We start from the raw sequence: 15,190 nt of genomic DNA on the forward strand, positions 1-15,190 counted from the left end.
CTTATGTACTAGCAGTACAGAGCGTGATCCACGCTGAAGAGTAGTTGGTTTCACCCGACTTTTTTGTTCAGTACCGTGGCGGAAAGCCGAGTTTCATCAAAAATAGTACATAAATAACACGACTTAATCGATGGTTGCGTAAAAACGTCTTACATTGCATATTAGTGGGTAGTATCTCTAACGATGTTAAGAAAAGTGAAGTGCTATCCGTAAGTTTAGAGACTACCCTTAACACAATCTGCTTTTGATCGGGCGCATTTTATCATGATCAAATCGATCAGTTCTATACCACGTTGGATTCGGCGTATTGCCTGGCTGGGAGTTGATGGTGCCATTCTTGTCGTGGGGTATATTGTTGCCCAGGCGCTTGTTGGAGGAGCGGACTTAACGGAGCAATTTGTGGGTCTAACCGCTGCCGGAGCAGGGCTACTTTACCTGGGCGCACTCGCTTTTGCCAAAGGATATGCGCGCGAGGTCCACACACTCCATCTTCGGGCGTTTGTACGCATGGCGGCTGCACTTACTGCCGCTGCACTGGCAACGATGGCTCTGCTATATTTAAGCGACTCTGGAGCCTACATGCCACGTGAGGTTGTGCTCGTACACTGGCTGATGGGAATGGTGGGCATGCTTGGCACCCGCGCCATGGCCCGCCTTATTGTGGAACAGCAGCGGGTGCCTGCCACACCCAATAGGCATCCTGATCCCATTACTCTAGAAGAGGTTACCGATCGCCCTGCTTCGGACATTGATACCAACGCACTGCGTAACGTGCTGGCCGACCGTACCGTTGTGGTCACAGGAGCAGCAGGGTCGATCGGGAAAGAGTTAAGCCTGCAATTGCAAGCGCTTCACCCCTTTCGGTTGGTGCTTGTCGATATGAGCGAGTACAACTTGTATCAGTTGCAGCACGCCCTGCGGGAGCATTCCTACGAAGGGAGCATCGAGCGGTGCTTGCTCGACGTACGCAATACCGAAGCCATGCAACGCCTTTTTCAGCGCGTTGCGCCCGATGTGGTGATCCACACCGCTGCTTACAAGCATGTACCGTTGATGCAGCACCATCCCGCCGAGGCATTTCACAACAACACGCTTGCCACGCTTCAGCTCCTCGAGTTGTGTGAAGCGCATGACGTGGAAGACTTTGTGTTCGTATCCACCGATAAGGCGGTAGAGCCTACCAGTGTGTTAGGGGCTACGAAGCAACTCGCGGAGTGGTACGTGCGCTCAGCCACCTCGCCGGTGCAGCGTACCATTGTTCGATTTGGCAATGTGTTTGGCAGCCGGGGTAGCGTGGTGCCGTTCTTTGAAAAGCGATTGGCAGAGGGCAAGCCCGTGCCTATCACGCACCTCGATATGGAGCGCTACTTTATGAGCACGTCGGAGGCCTGCAGCCTCATTTTGCATACGCTGGTGCTAGATGCCCATCCCGTATATCTGTTTCGGATGGGCGAGCCGGTGCGTATCATGGATCTTGCCAGGCAGTTGGTGCAGCGCTGGTATCCTCACCTGCCCGCAGAAACAATGATTGATGTGGTAGGGCGGCGTCCCGGAGAAAAGCTAAGCGAAGTATTGGCCGGCCCCGAGGAAACGGTGGAAGACACTGCGCATCCCTCTATACTCGGCGTACAAGGCACCATGCCCCACAGTCGTACCGAGCTCGATTTGCACATCCAGCACATTGCGCGCCAGTGTCGTAATCCCGATGTGCCTGCATCGCATCTTCGGCGGCTCATTATCGATCCTTCTGCAGGAGCGGCCTCATGGATGCATGCCGACGAGTAGTTTGCCCATTACTCTGCGTAGACTCGTATGCATGTTCTGGTCATTCCCTCCTGGTTTCCCACGGACGTAAAGGCATCAGGAGGGTATTTTTATGACCAACTTAATGCAATTCAAGCAGCAGGGCACAGCGTGGGCGTTGTGTATCCGGAGCACCATAGCCTGCGGCGGGTCACATTGCAAGCCCTTTTGCACCACCGCTTTCAAATACGCTGGCGTATAGAGCATGGGCTGCCTGTTCTCCGGAAGCATAGCTGGAATGTGCGTTCTCGACTCAACGGCACCTTCGCCGCACGTATCCGCGATGCCGGGCAGTTAGCCGAGCGTTATGCAAACACGTATGGAACGCCAGACCTGATTCATGCCATGAGCGCCCAATGGGCAGGAGCTGCGGCAGTGCGTATTGGAAGGCAGTGGAACCGGCCGGTTGCGCTTACCGAGCATTTTAGCGGATTTGCGCGGGAGACACTGCTTCCTGAACAGCGATTGAGGGCCCGGCGCGCGTTTGCGCAAGCTGATGCCGTGGGGGCTGTGAGTCCGATGATGCGCGATGTGCTTCAGGAAAAATGGGGCGGTCCGTCGTCAATGCGTATCGTTCCCAATTTTGTGGATACGGACTTTTTTGACATCCCCCAGCGCACGGCTCCCCCTCCGCTACGGTTTGTGACGGTTGGGCGTCTGGTGCCGGAAAAGGGCGTGGATGTGCTGCTGAAAGCCTTTGCGCAGGCCTTTGAAGACACCCCGTCGGTAGAATTGCACATCGGCGGAGACGGCCCCGAGGCGAAGGCCTTGCAGCATACGGCACAGCAAAAAGGCATTGCGTCACAAGTGAAGTTTCATGGACACATATCTGGAACGGAGGTGCGCTCCTTGCTTTATCAAGCGCATGTATTTGTGCTACCAAGCCGATATGAAACCTTCGGCATCACAGTGCTAGAGGCATTGGCTACGGGATGCCCCGTGCTCGCAACACGATGTGGCGGTCCAGAGTACACAGTAACTGAACAAACTGGGTCGCTTGTGGCCCCCAACTCTGTTAGCGCGCTCGCCGCGGGGCTTCGTCGTATGCAGCACAAGCATGATCAGTATGTCCCCGAAACGCTTCGGGCCTCCTTGCACAATCGCTTCGACCGTCGTACGTTTGTAAGACAGACGAAGGCCTTGTACCGTGAGGCAATGGCATCGTATAAAGGAAGGGCGTTTTGAATGTAACGAGACAAGGCTGGCGCGGTACATAACAGATAGGACATCCCATAAAGATCCCTTATAACGCCAGTGGCTTTTCCCTTATCACTCACGTATCCTCATACTATCATGATGCGGTTTTGGGTACCCACTTGGTACGTGTTATCCACCATTGTTGGGCTGTTAGCTGTTGGAGGAGCGCAAACCCTGAAGGCGCAACATGGCGGGCTAGACTATGACACCTCTTGGTACGAGCCCGGGATGCCGTACATCCAAATCGATGTAGCCGAAGACGGTGTATATCAGATAACAGGCAGCGACATCGCCGAAGCCCTTCCTGATGGACAAACCCTGGATAGCATCGACCCGTCAACAATACAACTCTTTGAGCACGGCACCGAAGTGCCCATTGATCTGTCGGCTGAGGAGACACTAACCGATGACGATGCGCTGACCTTTGTGGGGCTTCGGAATCGGGGGGATGACGAGTTATGGGCGTATAACGATAACGCGAACTGGCAGAGTAGCGACCACCGCAGCCTGTATACCGACACCACCACGTACTGGCTTACGTGGGGACAGACGACTGAAGGGATGCGGTACGAAGCATCAAGTCACGAGCCCACTTCTCCTACAAGCACGGTGCGCGATACGGCATGGGCCGAGCACGACACGCGATATTACTTCGGACGTTCAGGAGAAAACTTTACGCCCATCTACTCCAGTTCTGAGGGCTATTACTGGCATCGTTTTTCGCACAGTGGTACCGCCGAGCGTATCTTCGAGTACACGTTGCCAGTAAGTCGTCGCGATGCGGCGGCCAGCACGCCTTTGACCCTCACCGTACGTCTAGATGCAGAAACAAGCACCTGCCATCGGGTCGAGGCAACGGCACGACTCACTGATGGAAACGGCATGACCTACGAATCACTCGACGAGGTGTCCTGGCAAGGCCAAAACCGTGCTACCATCGAAACGACTGTCGACCCGTCGCGCATTCCCGACGATGGGCTTGACGTGCGGCTTATCTCCTACAACGACGGATTCGATAGCAGTTGTCCGCCGCCCTCTAGTACGCCCAATCGTGTGCTCCTGGACTGGATTGCCGCCGATTACGATCGCACCCTTGCTGCGCGTCCAGGAGAAGACTGGCAGCACTGGACGCTTGCAAGCACGGGTTCGCAAACATTTGAGTTGAGCGATCACAACGGCACGCCTATTGTGTACGGCCCTGAAACCGCCACGAAAACCGAGGGCGAAACCGTCACGGTAGTTGCCGAGGATTCCGACGATACCTTCTGGGCTGTAGGCTCCAACGGATACCAATCGCCGGAAGGGATGGAGCCGCACATCGCTACCGACTGGGTCGATACCGACTTACACAGCGCCGATTATGTGCTGATTACACCGCCTGCGCTCGAAGAAAGTGCCCAGGCGATGGCCGACTATCGCAGCATTCAGGGCGGATACGAAACCGTCGTGGTTCCGCTGGACGACATTTTCGCAGCCTTTGACTATGGGCGTCCCACTCCCATTGCTATTCGGCGGTTCGTGCACAGCACCCAGAGTTGGAGCAATGCCCCCGACTTTCTAGCGCTTTGGGGAGATGCGCAGCACCCCATCTACACCAATCTAGGAGGAGATGAGCGCGTGCCCGATTGGAGCATTCCATCATTCGGCTATTCGCCTTCCGATGGGTGGTATGCCATGCAGCAAAGCGGACCGAGCGACTGGAGTGAGTTTCTTGCCATTGGGCGCATTCCTGTGCGTACCAACGCGCAAGGTGAGCTCTTTATCGACAAAATCGAGGAATACGAGTCAGCTCCCCTCGATCTATGGCAACAACGCATGATGTTGGTAGCCGGGGGGACCTCAGCATCCGAACAGCAATCCCTGCAATTTTACTCCAATCGATGGGGCGAATGGGCCACAGGTACCGAAGATTCGCTTTACGTTGCTGGGATGGATACCACCCGCTACTACAAGCAGGTGGATGACCCGCTTGACTCCACCTTTCGTGACTCCCTGGCCGTAGACCTTGAGCGCGGCGCAGGCTGGCTGAATTACTTTGGGCACTCGGGCGCGCAAACCTGGGAAATTGTGACCGATCCGCCCGAAGAGTTTAACAATGCCGGACGGCTCCCCGTTGTGGTATCGCTGGGATGCCGCACCGGCGCGTTTGCTGGGCGCACCTTTGGAAATACGAGCAGTGGTTCGTTGGGCGAGCGTCTGGTGGTGGGGCAGCGCAACGACGACGGTACGCCGGTAGCGGGCTCTGAAAACGGAGGGATTGCGCATTGGGGCACCTCGGCTTTGGGCAATCGCATTCCATCGGCACGGCTGAACGACGAACTCATTGAGCGTGTGTTTCAGGATACCGTGCGGGTACTTGGCCTCGCTACGCAAGAAGGCAAAGCGGAAATTGCCGATCGGTTTGGAACCAGCACCACCTACCGCGACCATCTGATGCAGTACGGGCTGCTTGGCGATCCGGCCACAGAAATAGCCATTGCAGGCAAACCCGATTTCCATATCACTAGCGACGCGATTCGTTTGTCCTCGGCCGCCCCTATTCCCGGCGACGATCTAGACATTGACGTGCGCCTTCGTAATCGAGGGCTTGTTGCCCACGATAGTGTGACCGTTGCGTTGACCTGGACACGCCCCGACGGATCTACCAACACCAAAGAGCGCCGCGTGCCTCGCTTTGCAGTAGAGCGCGTTGAAACGTTTACATTGGCAGTGGACGAACAAGCTGTAGGCACCAATCAATTTCGGGTCGCTATTGACCCTGAAAACGAGTACGATGAAGAGGTGCTTACCAACAACGAGGCCACCCGCGAACAGGTCATTTTTGACACGGGTGTAGAACTCATCTCCCCCATTGATCAGCATGCCGTCAATACATCTACGCCGACGCTTCGTATGAACCTAGTGCGGCAAGCCAATTTCGCTGAAGACCTTACGGTAGAGATGCAAGTCGATACGGTGGACACGTTTGACTCGTCGGCGCTCCAAACACACACTGAATCGGTCAGTGGAGCGCTGCTGGAGTGGACGCCAAGCCCTTTGGATGACGCCACAGTGCACTACTGGCGCGCTCGTCTCGTCATCGACCCGAATGCAGAGCCTATCTGGAAAACGGGGCGCTTTATCGTTGATACCGAGCGTCCAGATGTTGCCTGGAATCAGCGGGACGCATTGTTTGCAACAAACACAACCGATGATGTTCGCTTCGATGCGGCGGCGCAAGGATGGGCGTTTGATACGTTCACCAACAACGTGAGCATCTATTCGGAACGCGGGCAGGGCGAGAACACACATGGTTTCGTGATCAACGGATCGGCCAACTACCTCTACCTTTCTTTTGGGTTTGGCCTTCTGGTGATGGATGGCACCACCGGTGAAGTGCGCGATGCCCAAGCCTTTCCAACGTACGATTTGCGCTCTGATCTCATTGGCGATAATGGCGATCAGGAGGAGGCGATCGAAGCCATGGCTGAATTTTTAGATACGGTGCCTGAAGACGGTGACTATATCTTCCTGCGGACTCGGCATCTGGGCCGAGAGAGCGGAATCACCATTCCCGATGAGGTCAAAGACATGCTCCGTAACATGGGCACCGATCCGGCGGATGAGCCCTACAGCGCCGCCATCGATACGCTCGATTACCGCCACGTGTGGGCATTGAAAACACAGAAAGGCGATCCGGCCGAAACCGAAGAACTCGTAACCGATCCTAGCGCCGAGCCCGACGAACGGAACATCAACGGACTCGATCACGAGATTGCGTTTGCCCGCGCCTCGGGCACGGTACAAACGCCGCCTATTGGGCCCGCTTCGGGATGGGGAGAAATTGAGTGGCATGCTGAAAGTCCATTCCCTGATAGCGAGATGCGAGTTGATGTCCGATCGGCATCCGATTCCACGTTGCTTATCAGCGATCTAACGGGATTGGAAGTTGCACATACGCTTGATGAGATCGACGCCGAAACCCATCCGTACATCTTTCTGGATGCTACGTTGCGTAATGAGCCCGACCGTGTGCCGCCTCAGCTCCGCGCCTGGTCGGTTGACTACGCGGGGGTGCCTGAACTTATTCTAGACCCGACTCCACTGGCCGAATTGCCCGACACGTTACAGGAAGGGGCCGACTTGCCCGTTGAAACACGGGTGGTAAACTGGGGCTCAATAGAAGCGTCTGAAGTCACGGTGCGTTATGCCATCAATGATGCCGGAAACGTCACGGAAACAGCGACGGTCGATACGCTCGGTACCCTCGCTCCTGATGCCAGTTACGACAGCAATGTGACGATCTCTACGCTCGGCCGTGTGGGCACAAATGCCCTCAACGTACGTGTGCAGCAAGATCGATACGAAGAGCGCATCGACATTAACAATGCAACAACAACCCCGTTCACGGTTACCGCGGATCAAACCATTCCGGCGGTGAAAGTACGTGTTGAAGGTCGCGAACTTCCAGCCAACCCCGAACCACTGGTTAACCTGACCGACCCTGCACTTCCCTATGTGTCTACGCGGCCCACATTTGAGATCGTCATCGAAGATGATAACGAACTCAGGCCTATTGAGAATCAGGAGTTAGTAGATGTGTACCTCAACGATGAACAGATTGAGTATGACGGTGAGGTGCTCACTTTTGAGCCAGCCACCGATGAGCAGGATGCACGTGTATTGTACGAGCCTGATTTGTCGGGGCGTGATAGCACCTACACACTTCGCGTAGAGGCGGAAGATGCAAGTGGAAATGAACTGGAGGAGGCCTACCAGACGCACGTTCGCGTTGAAGAGGATCAGCAGATCGACGTAATGTATCCGTATCCGAATCCGATGGTCGACCATACGCAGTTTGCCTTTCGGATTCGTGGCGGAACCACCGCTCCCAGCGACCTGCGACTGCGTATCTACACCGTATCAGGACGACTGGTGCGCGAGTTGCGAGGTGAGCAGGCCAACGATGGAGCCGGGCTCCGCAGCACCGACTGGAATATGATTCGCTGGGATGGGCGCGATGCCGATGGCGATCGCGTTGCTACTGGGGTCTATCTGTACCACGTTCGCATGGAGGGCGACGAAGGAACGCATGAGGGCGAGGTGGGCCGTGTTGCGGTGATTCGATAAAGGGAGCTCGCTAATCCAGCCGCTTCTTTGAATTGTACACATACGCCTCTGATAAGGGCTGCAACTGTGGCAGATGGTTGCTACATTGCAAATAGAACATTGCAATGCACCATCTTTCGTCTTTTTCCACGCTCCTCTGCGAGATTTTATGACTTACGCTGTGATTATGGCCGGTGGCATTGGTAGCCGCTTTTGGCCCGAGAGCCGCAAAGATCGTCCTAAGCAGTTTTTGAACGTGTTCGGCGATGCCACGCTGATTCAAAATACGGTGGGGCGTTTGCAAGGCATTATTCCGCCCGAGCGGTGCCTGGTAGTTACGCATGAGCGCTACGTAGAGCAGGTGCAGCGGCAATTGCCGGCTATTCCAGTTGAGAACATTCTTGCAGAGCCCATCAGCCGCAATACCGCTCCGTGCATTGCTTACGCGGCACACAAGATTCAGGAGCGCGATCCGGAGGGTACTATGGTGGTGTTGCCAGCCGATCATATCATACGTAACGTGCGGCGCTTTCATACAGTACTAAACACGGCCATTAAGGCAGCACAAGCGCCTGATACACTGGTTACTATTGGCATTCAGCCTACGCACCCAGAAACGGGGTACGGCTACATTCAATACGACGGACCCACGGACATTTCTACCAACGATGGCGAAGCACCGGGGGCGTATCCGGTCCGCACATTTGCCGAAAAACCAGATATAGCTACCGCTGAGCGCTTTCTGGATTCGGGCGACTTTCTTTGGAATAGCGGTATGTTTATTTGGCGGGCTGATACCATTTTAAGTGCGATTGAGTCGCACCTGCCCGACCTGCACGAGGCTTTTCAACCGGTGGCACAGTCGCTGGCCGAAGGCCAGGCCGAGCCGCTCGAAGATGCATTCGAGGCTAGCCCAAGTGTATCCATCGACTATGGTGTGATGGAGCAGGCCGAGACGGTCAAAGTGGTGCCGGGCTCATTCGGGTGGAGCGACGTGGGCGACTGGCGCGCCGTCTACGAGCTCAGCGAAAAAGATGAGCATGGCAACGCGCTGCAGGGCGAAGTCATCATGCATGACTCCAGCCGCTGTTATGTACAAGCCGACAACCGCCTCGTTGTACTGGTTGGGATTCACGATGCTGTCGTGGTAGACAGCGGCGACGCCGTGCTCGTGAGCCATCGCGAAAGCACGCAGCAAGTCAAGAACGTGGTGCAGTACCTGCACGCACATCAGCTGGATGAGTATGTATAAGTCTTCGTAGCCCGTCTACACCGGTCGGTGTCCGCCTACATACACAGGCGGTATCGGTCCGGGCTACGTAGCTTACAGCGCCAGCGTAAGTCCCGCTTTAAACGAGCGCCCCATCCCCGGCTCGAAGTAGTTGTCGTTGGCATTGATCGAGACTGAGCCGTTGTAGGTGGTATCGAAGACGTTGCTGACCTCCACATACGGGCGCAGTGTGCTACCGGCGATATTGATGCCCGTATGTCCGAGGCGCATGTCGAGGAGGGCGTAGCCGTCGGAGACCGCCGTGTTCTGGTTGTCGGCAAAATAGTCGTCGACCGCATCGTAGGAGAGGCGTAGCCATATGCTATTCGACTGAGCTGTTGCCGTTGCCGAGAACCGCTGATCGGGCACGCCCGGAACGCGGTTGCCTTGTAGATCATCGTCTTCGAAGACAATGCGGTTAGCGGTGTACGAGGTTTCGAGCGTAAGCCAAGACTGCGCATCCCACTGTACGGCCAGCTCTACCCCTCGATGCGTATTCTCGCCGACGTTCTGGAAGAACGCGCGTCCGCCGCTATCGGGAATCTCAAACTGGACGAGACGATCGTCCACCCAGAGTTGGTACACCGCTATGTCGAAACGCAGGCTGGCCTCTGCCCAGGCGCCACGTGTGCCCAGTTCTACGCCCCGCGTGCGCTGCGGATTAAGCTCGGGATTGAAGCCTCCAGGATTGCCGGGTCGGTTAACTAACTCGGTGGTGGTCGGCGTTTCAAATGCGGTGTTGTAGTTTGCAAAAATGAGCGCCGGACCGGTGTCGTAGGCTAGCCCGACGCCTGGACTGAACGCCGAAAAGGTGCGCTCGCCCGATTCGTCGATATCGTCGACCTGAAGACGATCGTCCAGCTCAAAGTCAACCACATCGAGGCGTCCGCCCAGCGTAAGGCGCAGGCGATCGGTAAGCGGAATCCGCGTGTAGCCGAAGGCCGAGCGGCTCACCACCGTTTCGAGCTGGTCAAGCACCACATCATCGGTAAACTCGCGCTCGGGGATGTTCGTATCAAAGTTGATGCGGTCGTCGTGCTGGATGTTGGCGTCAGCGCCTACGTTCCACTCCACCCCGCTCAATGTGCCGCTCAAAGCGGTGCGTACACCACCGTAGAGACGGTCAAACTCGACCAGGTTGAACGGGAGCGGGTTTGCCAGATCCCGGAATCCGCTGTATACAGTTGCATCCATTTGCATCTCGTCCTCGGTGTGCGTCAGGCGGGCGCCAAGGTGGCCCTGCGTACTTTGCTTGCCCGCGTTAAATCCATCGAAGAGCCCATTGGCCTGCGTGCGATCTTCAGCGACCTGCTCGGCAGTGAGCGAGCCCGGGTTGCGCGCATCCTGATCGACGAACGCACCGACTAGGTTGAGCTGTGTGTTTGAGGCCAGCCCGATGCGTCCGGTGAGCAGGGCGCGGGTGAAGCGGCCATCGCTGTTATCACGGAAGCCGTCGCGTCGCATATCCGACACCGCCACGCGCCACAGATTTCCGTTCGGGCGCACCACGGCCTCGGCGGCGAACTGTTGCAGGCCATGGCTGCCCACGCCCGCACGGAGTTGTGCTGTTGGGGCATCGGCAGCGGGTGTGGAATCCAGGAAGAGCGTGCCCCCACTCCCGTTGCCCCAGAAGAGCGACGATGGACCGCGCACGGCCTCGGTGCGACGCACAAACACCGGATCCACAATGTCCAGGAAGGCCTGTCCGTCAGGCATGGTAAGCGGCACGCCGTCAAGGAGCGTCTGCACGCCGCGTACGCCAAACGGAGAACGCCATCCCATACCACGCACCACCAGGCGTTCGCCCAGGGCGAAGTGACCACGGTCGTTCAGCCACACGCCGGGGATATTGCGCACTGCATCGCCAATAAATATGGGCGCTTCAAGACTCGTTTCAAGGTCCGAGCGGGTGTCCACGGACACCGTAAAGGGCGCACTGCCCTCCGTTTCGAGTGCGCGGGTTGCCTCAACGGTTACCTCTGGAAGCTCCACGACGGTTGTATCTGCCTGCCCGAAGAGGGGCAGCACCAGACCAAATGCAAGAAAACAAGCGATAACAGCAGAGCGATACATACAGTCGGAAGAAAAATGGACAGCAAAACACGTGTAACGCAACGCCTTCCTTCAATGACCGATTCGCGCCGCTCGCTACGATTCCGCAATAGTGCATAACCCGTATAGGTTTGAGGGATGCGGAGCGCGGTGCATCACACCTATCCTGGTGCGACTACGCAGACTCGTTCCATTCGGGCGGATGAAGGCGGCGCAGGCGAAACGAGTTCGCTGTAACGAGGGCACTGCTGCCTGCCATAATAATGACCGCTGCGATAGGGTGAAGCAGTCCCGTCAGGGCCATGCCCACTCCTATGCCGTTGTATGCGAACGTCCACGCCAGATTTTGCTTCACGATACGTGTCGTCTGCGCCGACAGGTTGGCCAGCCACGGCAGCATGCGCAGGTCGTCGCGATAGAGCGTAATGTCGGCGGCTTGCAGCGTGACTGGCGCCCCCTGCACCACAGCGATGCCCACATCGGCCTCGGCCAGCGCAGCAGCGTCGTTGATGCCGTCGCCCACCATAGCAACCGGGCCGTCGGCCTCGCGCCAGCGCGCCAGGGCTTCGATCTTCGCTTCGGGGGTCTGCCCCGCTGTTACAGGCAGATTAAGCGCGTCGCCCAGTCGCTGCGCCGCCTCGGGCTGGTCGCCAGTAAGCAACTGGAGCGTGTAGCCGTGGTTGCGGAGCGCGTTGAGTGCGGGTGCGGCGTCGGCGCGAGGCTGCTCCGTCAGCAGAAGCACCCCGGCCACCACGTCATCGTACGTCACAAACAGGCGGACGCGTCCTGCTGCTGATGGCACGGCTTCGGAAGGCGGCGCTTCAATTCCGAGTCGGTCAAGCAGCGCAGAGCTCCCCACCCCGATGCGCCGGGGTCCGGTGGGCGTATCTACCTGTCCTACAACACCGGCTCCGGGTACTGTGTGCACATCGTGAGCGGCAGGCGGGGAATCTGTTTTGGGAGCCTGCGAGGCAGCCGCTTGAATGGCTCGTCCCAGCACATGATGCGTGTTGGCCTCAACGGCTGCGGCATATTGCAGCAGCTCTTCTGGATCTGGAACGGATTCTTGAGCGGATGCGAGGGCCACCGCCTCAACCTGCACCTCGTCTGCCTCAAGGCGGCTGAGCGTTCCTGTCTTGTCGAACGCGATGGTGCGTACGCGATGCAGGTCGAGCAGCGTCTGCCCATCGCGGATGAGCACGCCATGCTTCGAAGCCCGCCCGTGTGCAAGCACCCGAGCGAGGGGTACTGCAAGTCCGAGCGCACACGGACACGTGATGAGCACCACGCTCAGGGCCACGTAGAGTGCTTTTTCGGCGCCGGCGGCTATCCACCAGCCTGCGAACGCCCCCAGCGCAAGCACGATAACACTCGGAATCAGCACGCGCATGATCTGCTCGGTGCGCCGTGCCAGACGGCTGGGGCGTGCCAGCGCCTCCTGCATGGCCGATTCTATGTGCTCCATGCGCCGGTCTGCGCCGGTAGCTGTAATCCGTAGCGTGAGCGTGCCGTCTACGACATGCGTCCCCGCAAAGCAGCGGCTTCCTTCCGAAACGGCTTCAGGTGTTGACTCACCGGTGAGCTGGCGCGCATCCACAAAACTCTGCCCGGCTTCCACGACGCCATCGGCGGGCACCACGTCGCCTGCATGCAGACAGATGCGGTCGTCGGGCTGCAACGCATCGGCAGGCACGGTGTCGTTCGTGGGGGCTACGCGCTCGTAGGTCGTATCGGGCACCGAGAGCAGTGCACCCAGCACGCGGCGCGCCCGGTGCTTGCTGCGTGCTGTGAGATAGCGCCCCAGCGTGTAGAGCGCCAGCAGCATGACAGCTGTTTCGAGGTAGACCGGTCCGGTGCCTCGCACGTATGACAGTACGCTTACGGCAACGGCGGCAGAGGTGCCCAGTGCAAACAGAAGATGCAGCGACAGCCGGCCCTGGCGGAGCGTATGCCAGGCCGCTCGCAGTACGGGCACGCCTAGCAGGACGAGCGCTGGCAGTGCCGCCAGCACCAGCACGAGGTGGGCGGTGCCTACGGCGTGCTCCAGATTACGAAGCGCCTCGAACCCGTATTCGGAGCTGATAGCCAGGCTCAGCACCATTGTGAACCCAGCAAGCAGCAGCCCGATAATGGTACGGCGCAGTAGAGGGGCGAGCGTCGCATCACTCTCGTCGACGGCTTCGCTGCCGACCGTTTCATCAAGCATCTGGCAGCCATAGCAGCAGTATCGACCGTCTCCGTCAGAACCCGAGATGGGGGCATCAAGCAGCGGAAGGTCGCAATGGTCGCAGCGCTGCATGGCATCGTTTGTCTAATCATCTATGCTATCGCCGCATGAGCAAAACTACTCATCGGCTACTTCTGCTTCTTCAGGTTCTTCGCCTTCTGGGAAGCCCTGGTTCTCGGGTTGGTTGAGTTCGTCGGCTGTCCAGGCAGCTGTTCGATCGGATTCGTATTCGCGCAGGATGCTCACCTGCTCAGCCGTAATCTCGGAGGCGTCGTTGCCCCACTCGCTGCGTATGTGCGTGAGCACGGCGGCGATTTCTGCATCATCGAGCTGGCGTTGCCATCCTGGCATTACGCCGTTATACTCTTCGCCAAGCACCTCCATCGGCCCTTCCATGCCATGCAGCAGGATGCGAATGAGGCGCCCTTCATCGCCAACGACCCAGTCGGTTTCGACGAGCGGCGGAAACTGCCCGGATACTCCCATACCGTCGGACTGATGGCAGGTCTGGCAGCGGTTATTGTAGATGCGTCCGCCGTCTACAACGCGTTCGGCGGTTTCGTCTTGAACTGTTGCCACTGCGTCGCGCCCCTGTAGCCAAGGATCAGCGCTAAAGTCACCAACGTAGCTCCCCAGGTAGTACACGTTGAACAGGATCACGCCGAAGATAATCACCCAGAGCCACATAGGCGGCGCTTCGCCGCCTTCCGGGCGGAGCGGCTCTTCGCGAAACAGCGGTGCGAGCATGTCAATCGGCTCGGGCGTTTCGTCGGGATTATTCGCCGACGTGGATTGATGCCCGGCGGCATCGCCCTCATTAGGAGATGGCGCTTCGTCAGGGTTGGGCGCGTCGGGGCGGTTCGGGTCTTCGGGCATAGCAGGTCGGGCGTTCGTGCAAGCAGCAGATAGGCAAGCAGCAGACGGGCGGTAGGCTTATTCCTCTTGTTCGCGAAGCTCCAGGGTCATGAGGTATTCGTAGAGCCAGAGGGCTTCCTCGGTCGCGACAACAACCTGGCCTTCAGGTGGCGCATACTCACCGCCGATAGGAACAGTCACTTCCGAGGCGAGGACCTCATCCTCGCTCTTTACCTCGAACAAGTACGGGTAGGCAGGCATGACCGACCCTTCGCTCACCGAGCGCGGCTGGTACAGGTGAGCCAACTGCCAGTCGCGACTGGGCTGACGCGTAGCAATGTCGTGCAGGTCGGGGCCGGTACGCATTGTGCCCAGCTGATGCGTGTCGTCGTACACGTAATCGCCGGGAAGCGAGCCGCGAGGGCCCCATCCGCGATCCATGTCGTTTCCAAATCCATCGGGGCGCACCTGTTGGGTATGGCAGTACATACACCCGTCTCGCATGTAAATTTGCTTGCCCATACGCTCTTCGAATGTGTAGTTGCGCGTTCCTTCGGTTGGCTCAATGGCTGCAAGCTGCAGGCTGGGTACCAGCGCCAGAGCCGTAAAGCTCATAAGGATCGCGGCGAAGGCCCCCATGAAGATGAGCAGTGCTCGTGTCATAACAGGTTAGCAGTTGTGGTGAACGGAACGGAGCA

Annotated in this window: 8 protein-coding genes; 4 read left to right on the forward strand and 4 right to left on the reverse strand. The window is 57.9% G+C overall.

Annotated elements, in window-relative coordinates; translation table 11 throughout:
• Positions 1-264: 264 nt before the first annotated feature.
• The 4 genes from ACZ5AL_RS00870 to ACZ5AL_RS00885 all read left to right on the forward strand — a co-directional run bounded on the left by ACZ5AL_RS00870 (position 265) and on the right by ACZ5AL_RS00885 (position 9,340).
• Positions 265-1,785 carry a polysaccharide biosynthesis protein gene (locus tag ACZ5AL_RS00870; RefSeq protein ID WP_464511540.1) on the forward strand — a complete coding sequence of 507 codons (1,521 nt, stop codon included), beginning with the start codon at positions 265-267 and terminating at the stop codon, positions 1,783-1,785.
• A 27-nt stretch (positions 1,786-1,812) separates the two neighbouring features.
• A complete protein-coding gene (locus ACZ5AL_RS00875) occupies positions 1,813-2,988 on the forward strand; it encodes a glycosyltransferase (RefSeq protein WP_464511542.1) in 1,176 nt (391 codons plus the stop codon).
• A gap of 108 nt (positions 2,989-3,096) precedes the next feature.
• Complete coding sequence (locus ACZ5AL_RS00880) at positions 3,097-8,109, forward strand: C25 family cysteine peptidase (RefSeq protein WP_464511543.1); 5,013 nt, start codon at positions 3,097-3,099, stop codon at positions 8,107-8,109.
• Between the two features lie 148 nt (positions 8,110-8,257).
• Complete coding sequence (locus ACZ5AL_RS00885) at positions 8,258-9,340, forward strand: mannose-1-phosphate guanylyltransferase (protein WP_464511544.1); 1,083 nt, start codon at positions 8,258-8,260, stop codon at positions 9,338-9,340.
• A gap of 72 nt (positions 9,341-9,412) precedes the next feature.
• Here ACZ5AL_RS00885 and ACZ5AL_RS00890 read toward each other — a convergent pair whose 3' ends face one another.
• The 4 genes from ACZ5AL_RS00890 to ACZ5AL_RS00905 all read right to left on the reverse strand — a co-directional run bounded on the left by ACZ5AL_RS00890 (position 9,413) and on the right by ACZ5AL_RS00905 (position 15,155).
• Entirely contained in the window at positions 9,413-11,431 is a 2,019-nt protein-coding gene (locus ACZ5AL_RS00890) for a TonB-dependent receptor family protein (protein ID WP_464511546.1), read from the reverse strand.
• A 154-nt stretch (positions 11,432-11,585) separates the two neighbouring features.
• On the reverse strand, positions 11,586-13,709 hold the full coding sequence (locus tag ACZ5AL_RS00895; protein ID WP_464511547.1) for a heavy metal translocating P-type ATPase: 2,124 nt from the start codon (positions 13,707-13,709) through the stop codon (positions 11,586-11,588).
• Between the two features lie 45 nt (positions 13,710-13,754).
• The gene (locus ACZ5AL_RS00900) at positions 13,755-14,513 is read right to left on the reverse strand and encodes a c-type cytochrome (protein WP_464511549.1); all 759 of its coding nucleotides are present in this window, start codon (positions 14,511-14,513) and stop codon (positions 13,755-13,757) included.
• Between the two features lie 57 nt (positions 14,514-14,570).
• Positions 14,571-15,155 (reverse strand): cbb3-type cytochrome c oxidase subunit II, encoded by a 585-nt coding sequence (locus tag ACZ5AL_RS00905; RefSeq protein WP_464511550.1) that lies wholly within the window; start codon positions 15,153-15,155, stop codon positions 14,571-14,573.
• Between the last annotated feature and the right edge of the window lie 35 nt (positions 15,156-15,190).

It is taken from the genome of Natronotalea proteinilytica, assembly GCF_055379935.1.